The organism is Achromobacter maghribensis, assembly GCF_057334215.1.
Genome location: NZ_JBHFII010000055.1, coordinates 101363 through 126871, shown reverse-complemented (window position 1 = coordinate 126871; position 25509 = coordinate 101363). Strand labels below are relative to the sequence as shown.

Sequence of the window (25509 nt, the reverse complement as noted above, 5' to 3'; positions counted from 1 at the left end):
CGCGGCGCCGCGCATTTCCGGCGCCTGCCGCTGGCTGCGCCAGGCGTCGTAGATCAATTCGGGGTTATTCGCGGCAAGCAGCGCCGGATCCGACAGCATGCGGCGCCAGCGGCGGGCGCCCGACTGCCCGTTCACCAGGCCCAACATCGGCCGCGTCATCACGCGCAACGGCACGCCCTTGGCCACTTGGCGCGCGGCGTATTCGGTCATTGCATCCACCACTTGCGCGTCGCTGGGCAGCCGCACGGACGGCCACAGTTGCAACGACACCTCTGACAGCACGCGCGGCGTATGCCAGGCCGCCCGGCCCAGCATCACGCCATCGAACTCGTCCGCGGCACGGACGGATTGCTCGGCATCGGCAAGCCCGCCATTCAGCACGAACGTGCAATCCGGAAAGTCCAATTTCAGCTGCTTGACCACGTCATACCGCAGCGGCGGAATTTCACGGTTGTCCTTGGGCGACAAGCCCTTGAGCACCGCATTGCGGGCATGGGCAATAAAAACCCGGCACCCGGTGTCGTAGATCTTGCCGACGAAATCGCGGACGAACGCGTAGGATTCCTCGTAGTCCAGCCCCAGGCGGTGCTTGACCGTGACCGGAACGTCCACGGCATCCTGCATGGCTTTCATGCAGTCAGCCACCAGCGCCGGTTCCGCCATCAGGCACGCGCCGAAAGCCCCCTTCTGCACGCGTTCCGACGGACAGCCGCAGTTCAGGTTGATCTCGTCGTAGCCCCATTGCCGGCCCAGCTTGGCGGCGTGCGCCAACGCGTCGGGCTCGCTGCCGCCCAACTGCAGGGCCACAGGATGCTCGGCTTCGTCGAAATCCAGATGGCGCGAAACGCTGCCGTGCAGCAGCGCGCCCGTGGTGATCATTTCCGTATACAAGCGTGCGCGAGGCGCCAGCAGCCGGTGGAAATAGCGGCAATGGCGATCAGTCACGTCAATCATCGGGGCGACGCACAGCCGCCAGTCGGGGGAGTCCAAGAATCACTCTACAAAACAAGGGGATGCGGTATTTTACGGGCTTAGCGGCATTATGTCCGGCAGGGTGCACGCGCGCCGCTGGCCGATCATCGCAACCCCGCCCGCTATGTGGTCTAAAATTGCGCCGCCGCCGCCGCACACGCATGGCCGAGCGTCCGTTAACCCCCTCACCCCTCTATATCAATGGCCGTATTCACTCCCGTATCCGACGACGACGCGCGCGCCCTTCTGGCGCAATTCGACCTGGGCGAGCTGGTTTCGCTGCGGGGGATTACGGCCGGTATCGAGAACACCAATTACTTTCTGTACACAACGCGGGGCGAATACGTCCTGACCCTGTTCGAGGTCCTGACGCAGGCGCAATTGCCGTTCTACATCGAACTGATGTATCACCTGGCCCAGCGCGGCATCCCGGTGCCGCAACCGCAGAACCTGCGTGACGGCACCCGCCTGACGACGCTGCACGGCAAGCCCTGCGCCATCGTTTCCCGCCTGCCGGGGGGCTACGAACCCGCTCCGGGCGCCGCCCATTGCGCCCTGGCCGGCGCTACCCTAGCCCGCGCCCACCTGGCCGCCCAGGACTTCCCGATCCACCAGCCCAATCTGCGCGGCCTGTCCTGGTGGCTGGAAACAGCCCCCAAGGTCATGCCTTTCCTGGACGCCGACCAAGCCGGATTGCTGCAGTCGGAACTGGCCGCCCAAGAAGCGGCAGCAGCTACACCCACTTGGCAGGCATTGCAGACCGGCCCGGCCCATTGCGACCTCTTCCGGGACAACGTGCTGTTCGCCGGCACATTCGAAGATCCGCTGATGGGCGGCATCATCGATTTCTATTTCGCCGGTTGCGACACATGGCTGTTCGACGTGGCGGTCAGCGTCAATGACTGGTGCATCGACCGCGACACCGGGGAATTCGTCCCCGAACTGGTGCAGTCCTGGCTGGCCGCCTACGCCCGCGTACGTCCGTTCACCGACGCCGAACGCGAGGTCTGGCCGGTGATGCTGCGCGGTGCCGCGCTGCGCTTCTGGATATCCCGCCTGTACGACTTTTTCCTGCCCCGGCCGGCCCAGACGCTCAAGCCCCACGATCCGCGGCACTTCGAAAGAGTGTTGCAAGCGCGCCACCGCCCGGGCTTGCCAATATTGCCGTAACCGTTATGCCCCCCATAATGGGGTTAGCGCGTCCCTTTTGAGAGATCACCCCTTTAGAGAGCCATGCAAGCAGCATTCCTACCCGCGACATCCGGCTGGCATTGGGTTCGAGACGGCTTCCGTCTGTTCCGCAAACAACCTCTGGCCATGTTCACCTGGGCCATGTTCATCAGCCTTTTGGTCGTCTTCGCCAGCGCGACTCCTCCCGTCGGACCAATCCTGGTCGTGGCGCTGATGCCGATCATCACCCTCATGACGCTTTCGGCGTGCAAGCACGTGGACGCCGACCGCGTCATGCTGCCATCCATGTGGGGCAAGCCCCTCAAGCAGCCCGGGGTGTTCAGGAAGTTGTTCCTGATGGGCCTGCTGTATGCGGGGCTGAGCATGGTGGCCGGCCTGCTGACCTTCCTGCCCTTCATGGACTCGATGGCGGAAGCCTATCGCATCGCTTCGGTCGAACGTTCGCTGGACCCCATCCTGATGGCCATGCGCGTTCCGTTGACCATCTTCGCCATCATCTATGTCGTGATCGCCGCGTTGTTCTGGCATGCGCCGGTGCTGGTGGCCTGGCATGGCCTGCGCCTGGTCCAGGCCTTGTTCTTCTCGGGTATCGCCTGCTGGCGCAATAAGTGGCCCTTCCTGGTGTACGGCGCCACCTGGGCCCTGGTGTTCCTGTTCATCGACCTGTGCGCGGGCTTGCTGGTCACGATGGGCCTATCGCCCCAGTTCGCCGGCACGCTGCAAATTCCGTTCAACATCGCGGCGGGCGGCGTTCTGTATTGCAGCTTCTATCCTGCCTATACCTCCGTATTTGGCATCGATCGCGCCAGCTCGCATCTCGACAACGGCCACAGCGCCGAAGCATAGGGCAATGCGGCAGGGCTTCAACGCCCTGCGCACCCCGATCACCCGCTTTTCCCGCGACACGAACGCCACGTCGATGGCGTAGCGCATACCAAAGGTATGCACGCTGGCGCAGGGCATCAGCAAAATGCCGGACCGCCGCCCCGGCGGCCGGCGCCCCAGCAGACCACGCATCCGGCCGCTCCAGGTCGACACGCGCACCAACCTGAAACGGTCTACCGGCAACGACGCACGGCGGTTCATTGCACGCTTTGAAGCAATTGGACAGCGATCGGGAACGCCAGCACGATGAAGGTGCAGGGAAATATGCAACCGATCAGGGGCAGCAGCATCTTCACTGGGGCCTGCATGGCCAATTGCTCCGCCCGAACATGACGGTCGCTACGGCATTGCGCGGCCTGGGCACGCAATACCGGCCCCAGACTGATGCCAAGCGATTCCGCCTGCGCCAAGGCTGCCGCCCAATTTCGCGCCAACGGGCTATTGCAGCGGTCGGCCAATGCCTTGATCGCCGCGGTTCTTGAGACGCCTGCCCGCATCTCCGCCAACGCGTCCGCCAGGCCGTCGCGCAACGCGCCTCGCGGCCCGCTTTGCGCTGCCAGTTGCAGAGCGCCCTGCACGCTCAAGCCTGCCTCCACGCACAACGTCATCATGTCGAAAACGAAGGGCAGATCCCTTTCGATGCTGCGGCGGCGCTTTTCGCCCAGGGTGCGCAGCCATAGCGCGGGGGCCACCCCCGCCGCCAAGGCCGCCGCAATCATCCAGGACGCCCAGACGGACGGTGCGGGGTCGGCAAGTGCCGCAACGGCCGCGGCAAGACCTCCCGCCCCCGCGGCAGCGCTTGCGGACAACGCCGCCATGTGGGCGTAGCTGACGCCTGCCGGCAACGCGGCTTGCTCGATCGCCCGCGTCAGCCGGATGCGCAAGCGCCAGGAACACAGGGGTCCCACCCAAGGGGCGACCGCCGACACCCAGGGCCAGGCGGCCCGCCACCACCACGGCAATGAGGCAGCGGCGACCTGCTTGTCCCGCAACAACGGGCGCAATGCAACCCACGCCAACCCGCCAACGCCCAGAGCCGTCGTCAACATGCCCAATTGCAGCCACATCTTGGCCTCTCTTTCATGTTCAACACGGGAATCGGATTCCTAAACCGGGTCAAAGGTCGATCCGGATGATGCGCCGGATCAGCACCACTCCCGCGGTCTCTAGCACCGCGATGATGGCCAGCACGCCCCACCCCATCGGCGTATGCCACAACAGCCGCATGATCTCTGGCTCCAGCCGGTCCAGCACGGCAAGCAGCAGCAATGGCAGCGCACCGACAATCCAGGCTTGCAAGCGCCCTTGGGACGTCAGTGCCCGCAACTTCGCCTGCAATTGCAGCTGCGCCCGCAAAGTCTGCGCGATGCTCTCCAGCGCCTCGGCCAGATTGCCTCCGGTCTGCGCGGCAATGCGCATGGCGGCGACCACCAACGAGGTGGAATCCGCCGGCATCCGGGCATGCAGGTTCTCTAGGGCGGTATCCCACGGCACCCCCATGCGTTGTTCCCGTAGCATCAGTCCGAATTCTTGCGCCAACGGTGCGCCGCTCTGCTCCACGATGTGCCGCAATCCGGTCGCCAGCGCAACCCCCGCACGCAATGCGGACGCCAGCATCAACAACGCCATCGGCAGCTGTTGCTCGAAGCGGTCTGCCCGCCTGCGCCGTAGCCGATCAACCGTCCAGCGGGGCACGCGGGACGCAAGCCCCGCCGACAGGGCCGCCACGATGCCGCTGCCTGACACAGACAGCGCCAGCCCCGCCGCAAGCACGGCACAGGCGACGGCCGCCGCCCACAGCTGCGCCGGATCAATGAACAGGAATACTTCGCTCAGGCGAACGCCGGCGTCCTGGGTATAGAACTCGCGGTACCGGCGCAACGCCGGCGCGAACCAGCCCTGGGCATGCCAGGCAAGAATGGCCACGCAGCACATCGCCCCCGCCGCCGCCAGCCAGATCATGACAAGCCCTGTACAACGCTCGCCGGGCCAGGACGAGCGCCGCCGGTCTCCGCAAACCAGGCGGGGTCCAGGGGCACGCCTTCATCGTTCCACTCCCGCGCGAAGCCGGGCAAGGCGCCACACCCCAAAAAGCCAGCCACGCGGTCGTACCGGAACAATTCCAACAGCTGGATGCGCCCGCTTTCCATGCCCGCGACTTCAACGATCGACATCACCACCCGGCGACCGTCCGCCAACCGGGCCTGCTGCACCACCAGATCCACGCTGGCGGCAATGTGCTCGCGCACGGCCGACAACGGCAGATCCAGGCCGGCCATCAAGATCATGGACTCCAGCCGGCCCAGCGCATCCCGAGGAGAATTCGCATGCAGCGTCGTCAAGGAGCCTTCATGCCCGGTGTTCATGGCCGTCAACATGTCGAACGCCTCGGCCCCCCGGCACTCGCCGACGACGATCCGGTCGGGCCGCATGCGTAGCGCATTGCGCACCAGTTCGCGGATATCGATATGCCCTCTGCCCTCCTGGTTGGCGGGGCGCGCCTCCAGCGCAACCAAGTGATCATGATTCAGCCGCAGCTCCGCCGCGTCTTCGATCGTGACGACGCGTTCGCCGTCCGGAATCTCGTTTGAAAGGATGTTCAGCAACGTCGTCTTGCCAGAACCGGTCCCGCCCGATACCACCAGGCTTTTACGCATCCGGACGCATACCGCCAGGAACTGCGCCATGCCGTCGCTTAACGAAGACGCGGCGATCAGATCGGCCATCTTGGGCCGTCGCTGCGGGAATTTTCGGATGGTCAGGCTTGCTCCTTTCATGGCGACAGGCGGAATGATGGCGTGCACGCGCGACCCGTCAGGCAGACGAGCATCGACCATGGGCGAACTCTCGTCGATGCGCCTGCCCAGCGGCGTCACGATGCGTTCGATCACCCAACGCACGGATTGCTCGCTGGTGAAGGCTGCGGGATGCCGCCACAGCCGGCCGGCACGTTCGACGTAGATCTCGTCATAGCGATTGACCATGATTTCGGTAATGTCGGGCGCCGCCAGCAAGGGCTCCAGCGGCCCCAGGCCAACGGCTTCATCCAGCACCTCGCGGCACAGGGCCGCCCTGTCCACATCGGAGGACAAGTCAGGATCCGTGGCGACGATCTGGGTCAGCAGACGTTCCGCTTCCGCACGCAATGTGCCGTCGCTCATGCCCGCCACATCGCGTCGGCGCAGGTCCAGCCCATCAAGCAGCGCCGCGTGCAATCGTCGGCGTTCCTGAAGCCGTTGAGGCGCCACCGGCTGCGCGATCCTTGCTGCGTGCGGCAACACCGAGACGGACGCAGGACTGGCCGCCACGGACTCGGCGGCCTCGTGCGCCTGAGCATCCGCCATTGGTGCAGCACTGGACGAGTCCCATTGCACCCTCAGGCGGCAGGGGCCGATCAGAATGTCGTCATCAGGTAGCACCGGCGCATGTCGCACTACCCTGACGCCATTCACCATTGTGCCGGCTAGCGTGCCCAGGTCCTCAAGGACAATATCGGCATCCTCGCGCGACAGGCGAGCGTGCTGCCTGCCGACCCGCCAGTTCGCGATACGCAGATCGCACTGCGCGCTCCGTCCGATCAATACCGGCGCTGCAGCCGCCAGGCGGCGAACGCCCGCGTCCTCGAAAGTCATCTCAATATCAAGCATCGTCTTACTCCCGAAGCAGGGTCCGAGCCACGTCATCGCCGGCCGCCCATTGGGAACCGGCCCCCGAATAAGGATCCCAACCTCCCGTTGCCAATGGCACTGAGGTGCCCAAACGGGGCGGCTCGGGAAATGTGGCGTTCAGCACGTCGCGCCCACGCCGTATCCGGTCCGCCATGGCAGGTTCACTTTGCGACACGATCTTTGGCGTGACGAAAATCGCCAATTCAGTTTCTCGCTGTTGATAGCGGCGCGACGCAAACAGCGCCCCCAGGATGGGAATGTTCTGCAGCCAAGGCAAACCGCTGACTTCTTCCCCTTGCTCCCTGGATAGAAACCCGCCGATGACCAGCGTGTTACCCGAGCGCACGTTGAATTCGGTGGACGCGCGCCGGGTGCGCAACGCCGGACCGCCGGCCACGCTAAGCGAGGCATCCACCGAACTGGCTTCCACCTCGATCAACGAGCGGATTACTCCGTTGCGGTCGATGCGCGGCGTGATGTTGAGCGATACGCCATACGGTTTGAACAACGTCGTGGGATTGCCGCGCGAATCGGTCGACACGTAAGGCACTTCCCCGCCAGCCAGGAATGTCGCGCTGGAACCACTGCGCGCAAGCAGTTGCGGTTGGGCCAACATCACGGCCTCGCCGGTTTGCGCCAGTGCGGCGATTCGCGCGGACAACAACGCATTGACGCCGAAATAGCCCGCAGCCGACGATGCCGGTCCCACGGTCTCGATCACCGAGTCTCCGGGCCGGGTCATCCTGCCCAGCGCTCCCGCGTCCCACGCCAGTCCCGCGTTTATCCCCCCTTGCGTCATGCCATCCCAACGCACGCCGAATTCTCGCAACCTTGAGGTGGGAATCTCGACCACCTGCACATCCAGCAATACCATGCGGTCCCAGCCCACTTGCCCGGTGAAGTCGAGCACCGCAGGGTACCGTTCGGCCAGGGCGGCGATACGGGACCTGTCGTCATCGGACAAATCGTCGCCTTCGATCAAGATGCGCTCGCCCACATTTGTGCTACGCGCGCCCGGGATTCGGGCAAGCAAGGCCTCGACTTCCGCCCGCAAGCGCGGCGCGCCCGCGGCGACAACCCGCATTTCGTAGGCGGTCGGCCTCCCCTTCGCGGTCCAGACGTGCACCGAAGAGATGCCTTCCGCACGGGCGAAAATCACAACATCACGGCCTTCCGCCGCCACGGCGCTCAGCACCTGCCCGTTGCCAATAGCCACCCTTTTCACGCCGGGATGCGGTAGCACGCGCGTCTCGCCCACTTGGAGTTGCAGCACTTCCATCTCGGCCCACGCGGCGGGCGCCCACAGACACAAGCCCATCGCGCCAAGGATCAACACGATACGTCTCATGGCCGCCCCGTCTCAAAGGCGGTCATCGCGGCATGACCTTGGGGAACGACAAGGGCTTGCGCATCCACCCGGTCTCCGTAAAGGATGCTCACGCCTGGAGTCGGCTCGGGCTCGGCATCCAGACCAACAAGCGATGCCAGATCCGTCTGAGCCGACGCCTTTACGGCAGCCGCATCATCACGGTGACGCAGCATTGCCGTCAGCGAGCCCGCCTGCCTGGCCGCGATGAAACGCACCGCTTCGTCTGGCTCGGCGGCCAGCGTAATGTTGCCCACGCCCGCGCCATCGGAATCGGCCTCTGCCCCCACGGTCAACACTCGCATGCCTTGCAGCAACGGAACAGTGAGCTCGCGCTGCCGATGTGAAAAGCTCACGTAGATATCGATCAGATCGCCGGCGCGCAGCATCTCGGCCAACCCTCCGAGATCGCCTGCGGCGACGGTAAGTGCCCGTTGGCCAGAGCGAAGCCTCGACGCCAACGCGGGCGCCGGAGGGGTGAAGGTCAGGTGCGTCTTCAACAGGGGCTCCCCGTGCGCCACGTCCGCCGCCAGGGTCGCCCCCAGCAGGCTGCTCAGATCCAACGGATCCAGACTGGCGCTGGAGGCCCACTGCACGGGGATTTCGCGCACAGCCAGATGCATGTCTTCCAGCCGCGTGCCCGCAGGCAAGTCATAAGCGGCCACCAAGCGTTCCACGACAGGGGTACGGGCTTGCGCCTCCAGCGCCTGCACGCGTTGCTGCACATGCTCGCGCACGGCCCACGCCGACACCAGGCCCGCCGTCAACGCCAGGCCATAGACGCCCACGCGGCGCAAGCGCTGCACGCCGTGAATGATCAAGGCCTTCATGACGCCCATCCCCTGACGCGCAGGCCGCTGCCGGAATCCAGCGGCGCCACGGAAATCCGCAGACGGTGGCTGCCCCGTGCCCAGGCCTGCACCTTGCCGTCGCCGGCCTGACGCCGCCATCCATTCTGCAATAGGCGCGCATCCAGCACGGATATCATCCGCGCTGGTGTGAACGCATGCTGCCAGATCCGTTCGGTCACCCTGACGCCTTCGTCCATGACGGCTAAATCCAGCCGCAAGCGTGAACCTTCCGGCAACCACGCGGGCTCGGGCGATTCCCGCGACGATGCCTGAGATGCCGCCACAACGCGCAACGTGGAAATACTGCCTACCGTGCGCCCAGCACCGGCGTCCTCCATCTGCACCACCCACTGCTCGTCGCCGATCGTGCCGGAAAGGATCAACTGCCCGGGCAGCACGTTCAAATCCACCAATGCGGACTGCTGCCGCGACAGATGGCGAATCAGGTCCGGCGCTTTCATCGGCACGTCGAACACAAGAACCTCGGCCGGTTGTCCATACAGCCACAAGCGATCGGCCAGCAGCGCATGGCGCGCGCCGTCGGGAAACTGCAGCCGGTTCAGTGACGACGCCTTGGGCTTTGGCAACGCTCGATCATCCGACGCCGGCGCGGCTATCAGCCCCGTTGCACACGCCATCAAACCGCCGGCCAGCATCAACCGGCACGAACCAGCAAAGGCGCGCTCCTTCCGCAGCAAGCACGCAAGCATGTACGCATTCATCGACTCTTCCCTCCACGTCTCCCCAACCGATCCGCAGGCACGACGTCTTCCCACGCCGAGAGCCAGTCCGTCGACACCGAAGGCCTGCCCCACGGACCGTCCATGCGTTGCACTAGCGCCCCCACCCGACGCGCCTGCGTCAGCGACCCGCGTTCAGCCTGCCGCCATGCCGTGGGCGCATTGGCGATCCGACGACGCGCATCGGCATCCCCGTCGGCATGCCCGGCGCCAATCGCCACCCGCGTCTGGCGGATGATCGGAAGTGCAAACGGGGCATCAACGCGCAGCGGCACCGCTTGTGCTTGCACCGACAACAACTGCAATCCCACGCCAAACCACTCGTCCTGCAAAGCGTTCAGGCCAGGCGTCGCGATACCCCGCAACGTCTTGCCTTGCTTCGTCAGCACCGTAGCCGCGCGAGACCACGAAGGCGCGAGCGGCTGCCCCAGCGCTCCGGCCATCACCGCCTTGCGGCTGGCCTGGGACATCTGCTGCGCTAGAAATTGCAGGCCACCGATGCCAGCCACGGCCCACACCGTCACCGCCATCAGGGGCAGCAGCAACAGTGCTTCCAACATGGCCTGGCCTTGCTGACGAACGATGTGCCGTTTCCTCATCCGCATCGTGGTCATGGCGATCTCCTGGCAAGCAAGGCTTCCTGGGAATTGACAGCGGATAAACGCGCCTGCCAGTACGGCCGAAACAGCGTGGCGAATTCACCGCGCCCATCCGCGCGTTGTTCGGGCCGCAGGAAATAGGTCTCGGCGGCGCTGGTGACCGTGATGGCGCCTGCCTGCCCCACACCGGCGTATCGGAACAGACCGGCTGGTGGGGACAGCGCGCTGTCCGCGTCCGTGGTTTTCAACACGGCACCCGCAAGGCTCACCCCGACCGCAAAACGCAGAGAATCTCCCATGCGCGCGGCGGCGACCTCTCGAAAAACGGGCAGCCCGCCGCCCGGCCATCGCTGCGCGGATGCCATCGCGTACGAATTGGCCATCGGATTCGTGAAGCCGCTGACGAGGTCCCACGACGTCGATTGCTCCACCCACCGCCAGAAGTCTGCCTGCGAAAAATCCACGGGCGGTTCTTCGACGTATTCCACGCCTTCAGGCGCCTTGCTCTTCTGGCCTTGCGCGGTGCCCCAACCCATTGCGTACTCGCGGTAATAGCAACCTATCCAGCGATTGGACCGCAGCGCATGGAATGACTGCGTGTCCAAGGCCCCCCACCGGCCATCCGGCCCGAGCCAGGTCGATCCACGACGACGCAGTTCGTGCCGAAAGAACGGGCAGCGGGTACTGACAAGCCATGGATTACGTCGCGTGTAGTTCCTTTTCTTCAGGAACTCGTAACGCTCAGCCGCCTGCTCGACCGCTGGCCGCAGGCCAGATTGGCGCGTAGCGGCGCTGCGTTCGATGAATCCCGGCCATGCATCCGACAGCATCTGCAAGGTCAATCCCTGCGCGCCCGCGCTTGCCTCCGCCCCGTCTTCCGAGAAATTGGCGGCAAGCACCTTGCGCATGACACGGTCGCGAGACGCAGGCAGATCCGTCATGGCGGACGCCGCAGCCTTTTCAAGCACCTGATACACAACACGATCATGCTGCGCGAAGGCGCCGGCTAGTCGTGCCTCGGCGTCCGGCAGCGCCCGACCCGCCCGATAGGCCAACCCCATGTCGGGACCAAACAGCATCGCAATCAAGCTGACGGGAGGATTGCCGCGGTTGCGCTGCGACTGCAGCGTGCGGCCGTACTGCGCGGACGCCGCCAGCGTCACCAGATGCGCCATCGCAACCTGATGGGCGATCTGCGTCCGGTTGACATAGGCGATGGCGTTCAGCGTGCGCGCTTGTTCAAGCGCGCCGCTATAGGCGGCCGCATCGGCGGCGTGCGTCAGCCGGACCCGGCCTTCGACCGTTTGGCCCAGGTTGTAAAGCACAACCAGGGACACCACGGCGACCGCCACGATCAGCATGCCCAAGACCAACGCTTGGCCATGCTGACGGACGGCTTGCGTACGCCTTGGCAGCGTCACTTCGCATCCGCCGCGTTGCCGGTGAAGGACTTGAGCGAACGTGCCTTGGTCTGAGCCGCGGCCTTCTGCGCCGCCTGCTGCGCCGCGCGGCTCTGCGTGCTGCCGTCTTCGCCCGCGAGTTCGCGGGCCATGGCGGCGGTTTGGGAACGCACGACTTGCCCGAAATACTGATAGACGGCAATTGCGGCCACCGCGACCAGCGCGACGACCACGATGTACTCGGTCATGCCTTGGCCCAACTGACGCTTACGAATGCCCCACATGTCTGCTCTCCGATGCAATGAATGTGGGATTCAGTGTCGGCGTGGCAGGCAGGGACGACAATTCGCAGATGCCGAGGCGGGCAAAATGGGCACAGGTGCATTGACACGCCTGAATGGCGCGTCCCAGGCGCCAAGGAAAGCCCGGCCGCGCGACTTCCTGCCACGCCGAGCCCTGCGAAAAACGTCAGCGGGGGAAATCTTGTAACCCGCTAATTTTTCAGGGTTTTCCCTATTGCCGAGGCCCTACCCCGGCAGTAGATTGGAGTTGCCGGGCTGTCTGACACCCATCGCGTGCGAAGCCGGGCAGGAGCGCCCCAGACTCATCTAGAGCTGGGGCGCTCTTCCATTTCTGCGCGGGCTTTGGCGCGCAGCTAGCGCGCTCATTTCGAGCATTCCCCGCTCCCGTCCGCGCCGGGTTCCGCTCCCCGCTTCAGCGTGCCGAAATGCCGACCAGCCCCCCACCTATCGTCACGCCCAACCCGATGGCCAACATCTGGATCATCGAGAACAAGCTGTTGCCGCTGGCCGCATCCCGCTTGCTCAGGTCGTACTGCGCGAATGCCGACGGACGGCTGACAGGCAGCGCTATCGCCCTGCCTACCGCCCCCAAAGGAAAGGAATGGCCCCGTTTTTTTGTGGAATATACTGTATATACAAACAGTGTCTTCCACCATGCCGTTCAAAGCCCCCCTCACCCACGCCGACCTGCGCAACATCCGCGAGCGCCAGCCCTGGAACGCCGACGTCATCTCATTGCTATGGGAGGTCAAACGGCTGCGATCCGTGCTGCTGCGCGCCTATCAGCTCTCCGCCGACTTGAAGCGGCCAGCTGGCGTGACGGGTGAACTCTATGATGATTTCATGAAGGGCTTGCGGGAAGAGCCCTGTGTCCACGAACGGGACGGAATGACGGCCTCGCTGCTGGAAGCGCCGGTCAGGCTAAGCAAAGGAATGGCGCCTCGTTAGGCGTCACCGCGACGGCGCCGACGTTCTTTCAAACGTTGGCAGCCACCTTGCATTCCCGTTCCTCGCCATATCCGAATGGCCAGCGCCGCTTGTTCGGCTCGGGCGACGGTTTCTCGCTATTCATACTACGCATCCAATTTTCGAATATCGGAATCCTAGCTGCTTATTCGTAACGGCAATGTAAGGGTTCGCAATGATGCCCTTCCGTATTCCAATTCTGCGTCGCAAGGATTCAAAGCAAAACAGCGTGAGCAGTCGCGAGGTCAGCATCTCCCTTACGGCATCTTCGCGCATCTCGAACGTTCCTGGCGCGTCCGTGAGCTCGAATAGAGCATAGTCCAGACTCCCCGGATCCGTACGCGCCGGTTCTCTCAATGCAAGCAGCGCTCATTTCAGAACTTCTCCCTGCCCGGCTTTGCCTTCTACTTCTGGCATCTAAGCAGTGATGGAGAACCCAGTACTGAATGGGCGCATGCCTTACATGCGTCGAATAGAGCACTTCAAACGAACTGAAGCCCACAGCTTGGTGACAGTCCTTTCCCTTGCCCCACAATCGGTTGGAAGGTGAAGCCGGCCCGCAACGGTTGGTTAACTCCGCCGTTGAGGTGCCGCACGTGATCAGGCGTGCACAAGTATCAAATATATACATTTAGTGGTCAGTCAGATATATAAAGTTTATTTTTGAATTATTAATTTTCAAATTGCTAACGAAGTGGGCACATCAACTTCCCAAGAGGGGGATGCAGGCGTGTGCTCGCTTGAATATCATGGAAAGAACTCTTAACATAAAGTCTGTCCCCTTTTTGAATGGTCGTAACAACGGGACGACAAAATGTCACCTCATACAGTGTTCTTTCGGTACTCGTTCTTCGTCCCGACCACGACATGGCCCCTTCGAACGCGCCTTCGTCGTAGGCTCGGCCTGACGGCCCGCAAACTCAACGCGGCGCAGTCAGCCTATCTTTGCAATACTCAGCACGAATAGAGGCTCCTGTGACAATCGTGTTGTGCGACGCCTGCTATAGCCTGGCATCCGGTATGGCAGGGATTCCTCCCCACGACAACCTCCGGTATCAAGGCTTTACTCCGCAAGGTGACTCCCGTCCTGGCGATCAGGATGCCGTCGAACGCATCAATCACTATCGATGCATACAGTGCGACACCCGCTGGCTGCACAAAATCGGCAAATGGGGCGTCGAGGACGGATTCCGCCTAGCGGTCTGATCCAACGTACAGAGCATCTCCTCATGCAGGAGGGCGCTCGTCCTGTATCGCTCCCGGCGATATGCAGGCCCTCTCCTGGCCCGCGACCGCGGTGCCAACGAAATACCACATAGAACGCACACGCCTTCCTTTCCGTGTGCCGCGGCCGAAGCCGGCGCTCGCCGTCCATTCACGCCGGCCCGCGTATTTTTTCGCAGATTGATCACGCCCTCTGCGTTTCCCCGAGATCGGCCGTTGGGCTCTTCAGGCTATCTGATTCGCATAGCCGGATACGTTGCACAACACCATGTGCACGTACTCGAAAACTCCGGTTTATAAAAAAATAGAGATTAAAAATAAATACAAGCCGTCAAATATGATTCAGAAGAATATTTTGTAACTTCGCCCGAAATTCTGAATGCCTGCTTAAAAATATCATCGCTTGTTATATTTCGATATAAAACACTTTCGCAATAATTTGACACTAGGGGCCGATTTTTGCCTTTTTTAGGCGAAATTTAGCTATTTCTGAAAAATTTCGTATTTTTTACTCGTAAAACTAGGCATAAATCCGCCCTTTTCGCTGATTTGGTAACTGTAATTTGCTTTGATTGCAAAACGTTTTCGTTTTTTTTCCATATAGGGTTATCCCTATAAATGAGTAACTCAGCTTCATTAATAATTGCTTCGAGTAACTCGAACCCTCGATTACTGACACCGTTCTAGCGCGTTTCACTCGCACAACTTTCCATATGGGAGAAAGTCAATGTCGCCCATTTTCCGTTAGCGCCACCTCACCAGCTACGACTTAGGTAGCGTTCATTTCTCGCCCCAAGAATATGTCCGAGTGCATTTATGCACCCGGCGGGGACACCTTTACGCAAAAAATCCGAGGACAGCATGGCACTGGATATTTCCGTTGGATCGAATACCACCGAGATCATTAACTCCACGAATGCCCCTGCAGACGACATTATTAATGCCGAACTGCTGGGCAACAGTAACCTTATCGTTGACGGCGTCGATGTAACCTTGAATCCGACGGTGGGCGCAGGCGTACTGCAAACCAACACCGTCAGCGCGATCAACGGAGCGAATGTCGTGGTTTCGGGCGTCGCCGGCGTGACCGCCGCAAATGCCATCACCTACAACATTGGTGCAGACTCCTCCCTGCAATACGGAGGCGAACTACTTGACGTCTCTTTGCTGGAAAACACCAAGATCAATTTCGACGCTAACGGCACCGGCACGCTGAAAGTGATCATGCCGACGATCGATCTGAATCTTTCCACCTTTCCGACGATTTCGGGCCTCTCTAACGGCGACCAACTGATCGTCGAAAAAGACAACCTCATCGGCGCGAATACGGTCGGCAACCAGGTTTCCTTCGATGAAGCTACTGGCGTGCTGCAAGTGCAATTCGTGTCCAGCGGCCCGATTCCCATCACTACCAATCTGGGGTCCTTTCAAATCACCGACTACCCCGCCGGCGCCACCTTCAGCATCGACGGTTCCGGTAATGTGGTTTTCGCTTGCTATCTCCGCGGCACCCGGATTGCAACAGTGGACGGCGAGAAGCCGGTGGAAGAGATTCAGGCCGGCGATCGCCTTCTTACCGCCCGTGGCGGAATCGCGACGGTGAAGTGGGTTGGCCATCGGAAGCTGAACAGCAGCCGCATCAAGGCCTCGGACGCGATTCGCGCGTATCCCGTGCGCTTTAGCGCCGGTTCTTTGGCTCCGAATGTGCCCAATCGCGATCTCTACGTTTCGCCGGGCCACCACATGTACTTCGACGGCAAGCTGGTACCGGCCATGCTGCTGGTCAACGGCCAGACGGTTACCCAGGAATTCAATCGCACGTCGTTCGAATACTTCCACGTCGAGCTTGATCAATTCGACATCCTCATTGCGGAAGGGGCTGCTGCGGAATCGTATGTCGACACGGGCAACCGCGACATGTTCGAAAACGCCCCAAGCGTCGCCATGAACCCCGATTTCGGCGTCACCGAAGGACGCCCGCAGATCGAAGGTATCGAAGTCGTGCGCGGCGGTCCGGTCATCGAGGCGTTGCGCAAATCGATTCTCAAGCGTGCGGAACAACTTACGGGCATCCGCCGCGTCACCGAAACCGGCCTACACCTTCAGATCGGCGACCACACCATCGAGTCGGTCAACGGTCCCAACGAAGGCTCGGTACGTTTCGAACTCTCGGCCCCTGTGGACGACGACGTGATCATTGCGTCGAACTCGGCCGTGGTTCGCGACACCACCGCGCATGCCCGCCGGGACCTTCGCAAGGTCGGCGTCGGTTTGTCGCAAATCGTGGTGGAAACGCCTTCAGGCCGTCATGCCATTGATTTGCAAGATCCCCGTCTGGAAGGCCTGCACGAACAGCAGGATGTCCATGGAATGAGTATGCGCTGGACGGGGGGGGCCGCACGGATCCCGGCAGCCCTGCTTGAAGGCGCAACGGCGATCGAACTGCACATCCTGCGGACCTACACCTACTGGAAGAAGGCAGCCTAAGTACCAATGCGCTCAATGCGTTGCCGCAGAAGCGGCACGCATTGAGCGCCCCTCAGGCGTGCGCACGTTCGAGTGCGAAGCCGATTCAGGGGCCAGGCGCGCTCACTTAAACACCAAAGCTCCGGTTTGGAGAAGATCTGCATGCAGCAACTAGAGCCATATCGTCACATAAGCGCCTATGGCGACACCAAAGACGTTCACATCGAGGTCGGGCTGTGCGACCCCTGCCATGCCTTGGCGGTATGCCGCCCTAGGTCGGACCCCCACCCCGCGCTCCGGTTCCTGGGGTCTATGGCCGCACACTTGAACCCCATTTTGGCGAGAGAAACCGGGGGCCGCGTTGACCAATATTGCTGCATGACCTGCGGAGCCAAGTGGCATCACAGAATCGATCGACACGATGTGGGCCGCGGTTTCCGGTTAGCCCCCGGATAACGCCTGCGGTATGGATTACGGGGCTTTTCCGGCGTGAGTCGTGGACAGCCACGCTTCCCTCGATCATCAGGTTTGGGACGCCGCCGCTCCATCACGCAGCTAGGCTTCCAAGTGCACGTAGCTCTTTCCATTACAGGCTGCCCCATGCTGGTATTGCATAAACGCACCGTCCCGCTCGTCCGCCCCCCTAAAGGTCTGAACGCGGTACCGCCCAGGCTGCTATCCGCGTTGTGGGAGCCGGAGTCACTTCGTCGTTGGGTTCGCTATTGGCTGCAAGATCCGGCAAGCGGGGCCTTGGAATTCGGCTTGTATTACCTGCTCCGCCTTATCTCTGTCGAGCGTTGTTCGGCGATAGGAGCTTGGCGTGGGCGTTACGGCCGGGCTGAGCGTAAAGAGATGGAACAACGGGCACGCACCGCGTTAGCCATGTTGCGGCCGGACCTGCGCGACGGCGAGCAAATCAACGATCTGATCGCGCAACTGCGACAGAACGCCGGCCGCACCTTCCTGGAAACGCTGATCAGCGACCGCATCAGCAACAGCACGCGGGTGCAGGCGGCGGACCCTTCCGCATTGGCCGAAATTCTGCAAGACCGCCGGCCGGTGATCTTCGTCACCGTGCATACGGCCAATCTGGGCGACACCATGGGCGGCGCGTTGCTGGCATTGACGGGACGGCATGGCACGACAGTCACGCGACCATTCTTGAACCGGTTCCGCCAGCGCTTGAGTGTCAAGCTACGCCCGCGCGCCAATGCCGCAATATTGCCACCCGGGATCGGCACCACTCGGCAACTGCTACGCCAGTTGCAACGGCCCGACACTTTCGTGCTCCTCCATTTGGACGAAGCGCGCGGCAAGCAAATCCATTTTCCGACGTTTGGCCGGCCGCTGCCCCATGGCGGAAACCTCTCCGCAGCAATACGCCTCGCGGCGACCAGCGGCGCACGACTGGTTCCCGTGCACCTCGAACGTCTTCCTGGCGTGCGCTATACACTCCATATGAGCAATCCAGTGGTTGTGCCACCAACGGCCACCCCCGAAGACATGGACGCCGTAGCCCAGCAATTGGATGCGCATTTCAGCACAGTCATCCAGACATATTTGTCCGACTGGCTGCAACTCTATTACTTGCGCGCCTAGCATCCGCCATTAGGCCGAAGCACATCAATCCAGACACATATTCCTTATATATCAATTGCTTATGAAAATAGCCCCTGTTCGCGCACGCGAAGTAAGGGCTTAAGCTGGTCGTTTTCCACGGTTTCGCAGTCGCTCGCCGTTCGATAATTGTTGAACCGGTGCTACATGGCACGGTCCAACTGGCAAGTAAACCCTGCGATAGGAGGCCACTATGGACTCTCAAAACCCGACTGACAAGTTTCTACGGTGGCCCAGCGATTTTTCACCAAAACACTGAACTGAAGGCCCGCTACGGCGGGCCTTTTTTTCGGAGCTCCCAAATGCGCAATCCTTACACACTCCTGGGACAGGCCCCGACGAAAAGCCGCCCGGGATAGTTTGCCCATACCCAAGCGGGATGACTAGGTTGTAGGGATACGACTTCCTACCGATGGCAGAGCCTCGCATTTGGGAATAGCGTATACCGGACACGCTGCAAGGCTTTGAGCCCGCAGGATGAGATGAAGGAAGTTCTCTGCTGAAGGGGATGGCGATGCAAGACAGCGATCTAGTCAAGATTCTGGCCACAAGCTTGTTTGGTACGGGGGAAAGGCGCGTGTCGGAAAGACCCGACAGTCGGCCCGCCGAAGTACCAGACCCAAGCGCATCGGAAGCGCCCGAAGCCATGCGCTGGCCCAGCGACTTTCCGGCAAAACACTAATACAAGCGCCGGGGCGCCATGTCCAGCCTCACAGCAGACGCCGCCAACGGATGCATCGGGCTTGGCACAGTCAAATGGCAAAAACGAAACAGCCGCCATTGCTGGCGGCTGTAGGTACCTGATTACTCAGGATTTTCTTGGTAGGCCCCCCGAGAGTCGAACTCGGCACCAACGGATTATGAGTCCGCTGCTCTAACCAGGCATGAGCTAGAGGCCCAGGAAACGATTACTGCCCTTCCAGGAAGCTCTTCAGCTTATCGGCCCGGCTGGGGTGACGCAGCTTCCGCAGCGCTTTAGCCTCTATTTGGCGAATGCGCTCACGCGTGACGTCGAATTGCTTGCCCACTTCTTCCAGGGTCTGGTCGGTGCTCATTTCGATGCCGAAACGCATACGCAGAACCTTGGCTTCACGCGGGGTGAGAGAGTCTAGCACTTCCTTGACCACATCACGCATGGAGCCGTGCAGAGCCGCGTCCGAAGGTGCCAGGGTGGACGTGTCTTCGATGAAATCGCCCAGGTGCGAGTCATCGTCGTCACCAATCGGCGTTTCCATGGAGATCGGTTCCTTCGCGATCTTCAGGATCTTGCGGATCTTGTCTTCCGGCATGTCCATCTTCTGCGCCAGGGTCGCGGGATCCGGCTCGGCACCGGTTTCCTGCAGAATCTGACGGCTGATCCGGTTCATCTTGTTGATCGTTTCGATCATGTGAACCGGGATACGGATGGTACGCGCCTGGTCGGCGATCGAACGCGTGATGGCCTGACGGATCCACCACGTGGCGTACGTCGAGAACTTGTAGCCGCGGCGGTATTCGAACTTGTCCACGGCCTTCATCAAGCCGATGTTGCCTTCCTGGATCAGATCCAGGAACTGCAGGCCACGGTTCGTATACTTCTTGGCGATCGAGATCACCAGGCGCAGGTTGGCCTCGGTCATTTCGCGCTTGGCCTTGCGAGCCTTGGCTTCGCCGGTGGCCATACGCTTGTTGACGTCTTTCAGGTCTTTCAGCGGCAGCACGACGCGCGTTTGCAGGTCGATCAGCTTTTGCTGCAATTCCTGCACGGCGGGAATCTGGCGTTCCAGCGTCTCGGCGTACGGATGGCCGGCGGCGACTTCGTCCACCACCCACTGCAGGTTGGTTTCGTTGCCCGGGAAGACCTTGATGAAGTGCGTGCGCGGCATGCCGGCACGGTCCACACACGTGTGCAGGACGGCGCGCTCAAGCTGGCGCACTTCTTCAACCTGGCTGCGCAACGTGTCGGCCAGCTTTTCGACCATCTTGGCCGTGAAGCGGATGCCCATCAGTTCGTTCTGGATGGATTCCTGGGCACGCACGTAGATGTCCGACTTGTAGCCGTCCTTCTCGTACGACAGGCGCATCTTGTCGAACTGCTTGCTGACCTCGTCGAACTTGGCCAACGCCTTCACGCGCAGGTCTTCCAGCTGCTTGCTGGACATGCCGCCCGCGGGGCCGTCATCGCTTTCGTCTTCGTCGGCGGTAACGCCGGCGCCGGCGTATTCTTCACCGTCTTCCGGATCAACCAGGCCATCGACGACTTCGTCGATCTGCGCCTGGCCTTCCCGCACGCGCAGGATGTGGGCCAGGATCTCGTTGATCGTGGTCGGGCAGGCCGAGATGGCCATGACCATGTGCTTCAGGCCGTCTTCGATACGCTTGGCGATCTCGATTTCGCCTTCGCGGGTCAGCAGTTCGACCGAACCCATTTCACGCATGTACATGCGCACGGGGTCGGTGGTGCGACCGAAATCGGAGTCGACGGTGGTCAGCGCAGCTTCGGCTTCGTCTTCGACGTCGTCGTCGTTGGACGCGACCGGCGCGTTTTCGCTCATCAGCAGCGTTTCGGCGTCGGGGGCCTGGTCGTAGACCGCGATGCCCATGTCGCTGAACGTGCTGATGATGCCGTCGATCGCTTCCGCGTCGACCAGATCGTCAGGCAGATGATCGTTGATTTCGCCGTAGGTCAGGTAGCCGCGGTCCTTGCCCAGCTTGATCAGCTGCTTCAGGCGGTTGCGGCGCGCTTCGTATTCTTCCGGCGTGACGGGGCCACGGGCGATCAGATCCTTGGGATCTGCCTTGCCGCGCTTGCCGCCGCGCTTGGGCGGCTTCAGGTCAGGCAGCACTTCGCCTTCGCCGTCCATCGTGTCGTCGAAACCATCGCCGTCGTTATTGGCGTTCTTGGCGGGGCGGCCCGGGCGGCGACCGCTGGGTACCGGACCCGAACGGGGCGCGCTGCCACCCACCAAGTCGGCGAGCTTATCCTCAGCCTTCTTGGCGCGAGCCTTCGTCACTTTTTCGGGCTTATCAGCCGCGGCCGTTTTGGTTGCCTTCTTGGCAGCCGTCTTGGCAGCGGGCTTGGCGACCTTCACCGCCGTTTTGGCGGGCGCTTTTTCCGCCGCCATGCTTACGGCGCGCTTGGCCGCAGGGGCCTTGAGTTCAGCCGCATCAATTGCAGAGGAGGATTTGCCGGTGGATTTGGTCATAGTCGCTTCCGTGGTCGTCGCAACCCGTTTGGGCATGTTGCACCGCATAAAGCCGCCCTGGACGGTGGCCCGGCGCGGCGCAAAATACGGGTAAAACTGGTGAATCGGCGGAGTTCATGCGGCTGCGTTGTTCGCAGCGCCAGCTCTTGCGAGCCCGCTTGGCGTCGGGGCGGTGCAATACCGTTGGGACGCTTGACGTGCATGACCTCATTCCACGGCGGATTCCGGGCGTTGGGGGGGCTGCCTGCCTATAAATAGGCTTTGCTTGCTTATGGGGATGCACCCCTAGCAGCTTATGTAGACACAGCACCCAGACCACTAACGCTACGCGAAACGACACGCCGTTGAACTGCCTGATTCACCGCTCAGCTATCAGCTATATTAATTAACTATGTAACAATTTTGACGCGCGGACCTGATAATTTCTGCGGATCAAATGGCGCTATACATCTAGCACTACACATCTAGCACTACACATCTTCAACATCTTCAAACGCAGCGTGCCATCATGCACAAAGCGCCTACAAGTACTTTCCAGACACGCCTTCAACCGTGCCTTTAAACCTGTCTTCAACATCACTACTGGGTTAGATTCCGCCCGCTGCAATAGATTCCGTGATCTATCGCACCAACCCCACATTCGCGCCAGGACTATCAGCAAATTCAGGAAGAATTAAGCTGCAATCAACTGAAAACGCACCAATGGAGCAAAGAGGCTAACGGACCCAAGGCTTCCCCGCCTGGCCTTCTTCCAGGCTTCCTCCAGGTTCCCGCCGGGTTTTCCAGCGTTTTGTCCACCCATCAGCAACCGCCGGCTAGCGGACAACCTTTGATTTTAGCGCATTTAGCGTATCCCGGCACCTTTCAGCGTTGCCATGCGGCTGGATAGCTCCACGTAGCGCTTGCGCGCCTCGTCCGTCGACAATCCGGCGGCCGCCAACTTGGCCATTTCAAGCTTGGCCGAATCGAATTCAATGCGTCGCAACGCATCATCCCACTCGGTTTGAGGGTCTGGAAGGTCTTCTTGGGACAGAATATCCGCTCGCAACCCCTTGAGCACCGTGGCAAGGTCCGAATCGGGCTCTGCCGCTTCCAGCAGTGCGCCGACATGGCGCGCGCCGCTGGATTGCGCCAGCATGATCAAGTCCCTTACCAATCCTAGATGGGGGCCATGGTCGATGACTTCAAGCTGCTGGTCTCCCATGGAGTCCACCAGTTCGGGATGCGCCAGCAACAACCCAAGCAAGCGCTTGGCCAACGACGGCATGGTGCGGCGGCCTTCGAAGCCCCCGACGTCGTTATCTCGACGCCCTTTCCAGTTGCCTTTACCGCCTTTCCAGTCGCCTTTGCTTTTCCAGTCGCTCTTGCCCTTCCATTCCTGTTTGCCGCCCGCGCGCTGACCGCCACCCGTGAATTCGCCACCGCCTTGCGACGCGAATTGACCGTAATCGGGGAAATCCGGCTCGTCGGCAGGAATGTCGTGAAAATCATGCCCGGCAAAGTCATAGCCCATGTCCGGGTGACCACCTTCATGGTCCGCCGCGGAGGACGCCGTTACCTCGCCTGCCGGTTTGGGCGCGGCCGTGGGCGCAAACGGCTTGGCCGGTTGTTGCGCCAGGATCTGCGCCATCTCTTCGGGTGTCAGTTGCACCAGCTTGGCCATTTCCCGCTCGATCTGCACACGCAGCGCACATTCGGGAATCGCCGCCAAAAGCGGCTTGGCTTCATGCAGGCAGCTTGCACGCCCTTCGGCCTCGTTCATGTTGTGCCGCGATGCCAGTTCGTCCAGCAGGAAACGCGACAGCGCCACCGCTTCGGCCAGACAAGCCCGGAAGGCTTCGGCGCCCAATTCGCGCACATAGGAATCCGGGTCGTGCTCGGATGGCAGGAACAGGAACCGAATTGCGATATCGTCACGCAAGACGGGCAGGCAAGCCTGCAACGCCCGCCAGGCGGCGCGCCGGCCGGCTCCGTCGCCGTCAAAACTGAAAATCACCTTGTCGCTGGCGCGCAGCAGCTTCTTCACGTGATCGGGCGTAGTGGCCGTGCCCAGCGTGGCCACCGCGTTCGCGATGCCCTGCTGCGCCAGGCCGACCACATCCATATAGCCTTCGACCACGATCACCTGCCCTTCCTGGCGGATGGACTGGCGCGCCTCCCACAGGCCGTAGAGCTCGTGGCCCTTCGAAAACAGAGGCGTTTCGGGAGAATTCAGGTATTTGGGCTCGCCTTTGCCAATGATGCGTCCGCCGAATCCGATCAGGCTGCCCCGCACGTTGCGGATGGGAAACATGACGCGTTCGCGGAAGCGGTCGTAGCGACGACCGTCTTCGGACTCAATGACCAGCCCGGACTCCACCAACGTGGGGTCATCGTAATTGGGGAAAACCTGCGACAGGCCATGGCGGTCGGTACCCGACCACCCCAAGCCGAAATGCGCCGCGATTTCACCGGTCAGGCCACGCTGCTTCAGATAACGGATCGCCGCTGGCGACGCACGCAACTGCTTCAGGTAATGCGCCTGCGCGGCATCCAGCACCTGCGTATGGCGGGATTCCTCGGCCTTACGGCGCACGGATTCCTGCTGCTGGCGTGGACTGCGATTTTCTTCGGGGACCGTCATTCCCGCCGAAGCCGCGAGCGTACGCACGGCTTCGGGGAAACTGGTGCCCGTATGTTCCATCAGGAAAGTGATGGCACTGCCGTGCGCTCCACAACCGAAGCAATGGTAGAACTGCTTGGTGGGGCTGACAGTAAAGGACGGACTTTTTTCGTTATGAAAGGGGCACAGGCCAAGCAGGTTGGCCCCACCCTTTCGCAACTGCACATATCGCCCGACTACGTCGACGACGTCGACTCGGGCGAGTAGATCCTGGATGAATGATTCTGGAATCAATAGATTCGGGAATCAAAAATCAATACAGGCGCGGGGGCAGTTGTTGGCTACGGATGCGCTTGTAGTGGCGCTTCACAGCGGCGGCGTGCTTGCGCTTGCGCTCGGCCGTGGGCTTCTCATAGAACTCGCGCGAACGCAGCTCGGTGAGCAAACCGGTCTTTTCGATGGTGCGCTTGAAGCGACGCAGAGCGGCTTCAAACGGTTCGTTTTCCTTCAGTCGAACGATAGGCATAAAGTGATTGGCCTGCTTGTAGGGTAACAAAAGTTGATGACAAACCTGGCTTGCTTACCAGCAACGCTGCCGCGGGTCCAGGTCCGCGAAAACATCCCTTCGCCCTATGGGCATGCGCTGGCAGACCAGGCACGCAACCACAACACAAAGCGAGTACCGCGGAAACGAGGAACCTTGGAGCGCAATCCGATATCTATTATCCGGATTTGCGCTGGCTGTTTCCGTTACCCAAAGACTACCCAAAGAGTAACAAGCCAAGTTCGGTTTAGCGATAACCAGCGATTCTAGCATGGTCATGGCCATTTTGACTACTAGGAGGGACACTTGCGGCCTGAAGGCTGCCTGGCGCCCCTCCTCTGGCCGGTGCCGGCTCAGCCCTGGGAGCCCTTGCGGATCCAGGCCTCGAGCTGATGCGGACGCAGGCTGTCGTAATCTTCGAACGGCTGGTGGATCCAGGGGTTCGTCGGCAGCTTCTCGACATAGTAGTCGGGCGTTGCCTGGGAATGCCCCTTCCACCACAGGACCGCGCTGCGCAGTTCGGTGATATCAGCGAACTGGCTCTTCAGGTGATCATAGACCTTGCTGAAGGTCTTTCCGGTATCGACCATGTCGTCCACCAACAACACCCGCCCGGACAATGTGCCGCGCGTAATGGTGATGAACTGGGCGATATCCATGTCGCCTTGCTTCGTGCCGGCCGCCTCGCGGTAGCTGCTCGTCGCCAGGATACCCAGCGGCACATCGAAAATGCGGGACATGACGTCACCGACGCGCATACCACCGCGCGCCAGACAAAGAATCTTGTCGAACTTCCATCCCGATTGATGCACCTGCAAAGTCAGGCGTTCGATCAAGCGGTTGTAATCGTCCCACGTCACCCACAGATGGCTGTCATCATTGGTCGGCGCGCTCATAGGCAAGCATCTCCTGCTTAAAGATACGAAAAGGG

General features: G+C 61.4%; 20 protein-coding genes, 1 tRNA gene and 1 pseudogene. 5 read left to right on the top strand and 17 right to left on the bottom strand.

Annotated elements, in window-relative coordinates:
• Positions 1–990 (bottom strand): tRNA dihydrouridine(20/20a) synthase DusA (gene dusA, locus ACE039_RS24325; protein WP_485823533.1); only part of this gene is annotated, 990 nt, incomplete at its 3' end.
• Between the two features lie 183 nt (positions 991–1173).
• Here dusA and ACE039_RS24320 point away from each other — a divergent pair.
• Both ACE039_RS24320 and ACE039_RS24315 read left to right on the top strand, forming a co-directional pair.
• A complete protein-coding gene (locus ACE039_RS24320; RefSeq protein WP_485823532.1) occupies positions 1174–2142 on the top strand; it encodes a homoserine kinase in 969 nt (322 codons plus the stop codon).
• A gap of 63 nt (positions 2143–2205) precedes the next feature.
• The gene (locus ACE039_RS24315) at positions 2206–3009 is read left to right on the top strand and encodes a BPSS1780 family membrane protein (RefSeq protein ID WP_233214296.1); all 804 of its coding nucleotides are present in this window, start codon (positions 2206–2208) and stop codon (positions 3007–3009) included.
• Positions 3010–3015: 6 nt separating this feature from the next.
• Here the strand turns inward: ACE039_RS24315 and ACE039_RS24310 are convergent.
• The 11 genes and pseudogenes from ACE039_RS24310 to ACE039_RS24260 all read right to left on the bottom strand — a co-directional run.
• Positions 3016–3180, bottom strand: a pseudogene (locus ACE039_RS24310) (DUF192 domain-containing protein); the annotation flags it as partial.
• Positions 3181–3245: 65 nt separating this feature from the next.
• Positions 3246–4115: a type II secretion system F family protein gene (locus tag ACE039_RS24305; protein WP_448709609.1), complete on the bottom strand. Its 870-nt coding sequence runs from the start codon at positions 4113–4115 to the stop codon at positions 3246–3248.
• Between the two features lie 49 nt (positions 4116–4164).
• Entirely contained in the window at positions 4165–5010 is an 846-nt protein-coding gene (locus ACE039_RS24300) for a type II secretion system F family protein (protein ID WP_448709610.1), read from the bottom strand.
• Positions 5007–6695: a TadA family conjugal transfer-associated ATPase gene (locus tag ACE039_RS24295; RefSeq protein WP_485823531.1), complete on the bottom strand. Its 1689-nt coding sequence runs from the start codon at positions 6693–6695 to the stop codon at positions 5007–5009. The genes ACE039_RS24300 and ACE039_RS24295 overlap by 4 nt, the downstream gene beginning before the upstream one ends.
• A 4-nt stretch (positions 6696–6699) precedes the next feature.
• Positions 6700–8064 (bottom strand): type II and III secretion system protein family protein, encoded by a 1365-nt coding sequence (locus ACE039_RS24290; RefSeq protein WP_485823530.1) that lies wholly within the window; start codon positions 8062–8064, stop codon positions 6700–6702.
• A complete protein-coding gene (cpaB, locus tag ACE039_RS24285) occupies positions 8061–8912 on the bottom strand; it encodes a Flp pilus assembly protein CpaB (protein ID WP_485823529.1) in 852 nt (283 codons plus the stop codon). Before cpaB ends, ACE039_RS24290 begins: the two co-directional genes overlap by 4 nt.
• Positions 8909–9748: a hypothetical protein gene (locus ACE039_RS24280; RefSeq protein ID WP_485823528.1), complete on the bottom strand. Its 840-nt coding sequence runs from the start codon at positions 9746–9748 to the stop codon at positions 8909–8911. Before ACE039_RS24280 ends, cpaB begins: the two co-directional genes overlap by 4 nt.
• Positions 9652–10287 (bottom strand): pilus assembly protein, encoded by a 636-nt coding sequence (locus tag ACE039_RS24275; RefSeq protein ID WP_485823527.1) that lies wholly within the window; start codon positions 10285–10287, stop codon positions 9652–9654. Before ACE039_RS24275 ends, ACE039_RS24280 begins: the two co-directional genes overlap by 97 nt.
• Positions 10284–11693: a pilus assembly protein TadG-related protein gene (locus ACE039_RS24270; protein ID WP_485823526.1), complete on the bottom strand. Its 1410-nt coding sequence runs from the start codon at positions 11691–11693 to the stop codon at positions 10284–10286. Before ACE039_RS24270 ends, ACE039_RS24275 begins: the two co-directional genes overlap by 4 nt.
• Positions 11690–11956 (bottom strand): hypothetical protein, encoded by a 267-nt coding sequence (locus ACE039_RS24265; RefSeq protein ID WP_105559780.1) that lies wholly within the window; start codon positions 11954–11956, stop codon positions 11690–11692. Before ACE039_RS24265 ends, ACE039_RS24270 begins: the two co-directional genes overlap by 4 nt.
• Positions 11957–12386: 430 nt before the next feature.
• A complete protein-coding gene (locus tag ACE039_RS24260; RefSeq protein WP_448709637.1) occupies positions 12387–12566 on the bottom strand; it encodes a hypothetical protein in 180 nt (59 codons plus the stop codon).
• 62 nt (positions 12567–12628) lie between these two features.
• Between ACE039_RS24260 and ACE039_RS24255 the strand changes: the two genes are divergently transcribed.
• The 3 genes from ACE039_RS24255 (at position 12629) to ACE039_RS24245 (ending at position 18229) form a co-directional block, all read left to right on the top strand.
• The gene (locus tag ACE039_RS24255; RefSeq protein ID WP_105559804.1) at positions 12629–12922 is read left to right on the top strand and encodes a hypothetical protein; all 294 of its coding nucleotides are present in this window, start codon (positions 12629–12631) and stop codon (positions 12920–12922) included.
• A gap of 2103 nt (positions 12923–15025) precedes the next feature.
• On the top strand, positions 15026–16651 hold the full coding sequence (locus ACE039_RS24250) for a Hint domain-containing protein (RefSeq protein WP_485811607.1): 1626 nt from the start codon (positions 15026–15028) through the stop codon (positions 16649–16651).
• Between the two features lie 741 nt (positions 16652–17392).
• Positions 17393–18229 carry a lysophospholipid acyltransferase family protein gene (locus ACE039_RS24245; RefSeq protein ID WP_485823525.1) on the top strand — a complete coding sequence of 279 codons (837 nt, stop codon included), beginning with the start codon at positions 17393–17395 and terminating at the stop codon, positions 18227–18229.
• Between the two features lie 838 nt (positions 18230–19067).
• On the opposite strand, the gene ACE039_RS24240 is transcribed toward ACE039_RS24245, so the two are convergent.
• The 5 genes from ACE039_RS24240 to ACE039_RS24220 form a co-directional block, all read right to left on the bottom strand.
• A tRNA-Ile gene (locus ACE039_RS24240) sits at positions 19068–19146 on the bottom strand.
• A gap of 9 nt (positions 19147–19155) precedes the next feature.
• Positions 19156–21432 carry an RNA polymerase sigma factor RpoD gene (gene rpoD, locus ACE039_RS24235; protein ID WP_105559776.1) on the bottom strand — a complete coding sequence of 759 codons (2277 nt, stop codon included), beginning with the start codon at positions 21430–21432 and terminating at the stop codon, positions 19156–19158.
• 844 nt (positions 21433–22276) lie between these two features.
• Positions 22277–24328, bottom strand: coding sequence for a DNA primase (gene dnaG / locus ACE039_RS24230; protein WP_485823524.1), 2052 nt, complete (start codon positions 24326–24328; stop codon positions 22277–22279).
• Between the two features lie 19 nt (positions 24329–24347).
• A complete protein-coding gene (gene rpsU, locus ACE039_RS24225) occupies positions 24348–24560 on the bottom strand; it encodes a 30S ribosomal protein S21 (RefSeq protein WP_006218592.1) in 213 nt (70 codons plus the stop codon).
• A gap of 371 nt (positions 24561–24931) precedes the next feature.
• Complete coding sequence (locus ACE039_RS24220; RefSeq protein ID WP_105559774.1) at positions 24932–25474, bottom strand: phosphoribosyltransferase; 543 nt, start codon at positions 25472–25474, stop codon at positions 24932–24934.
• Between the last annotated feature and the right edge of the window lie 35 nt (positions 25475–25509).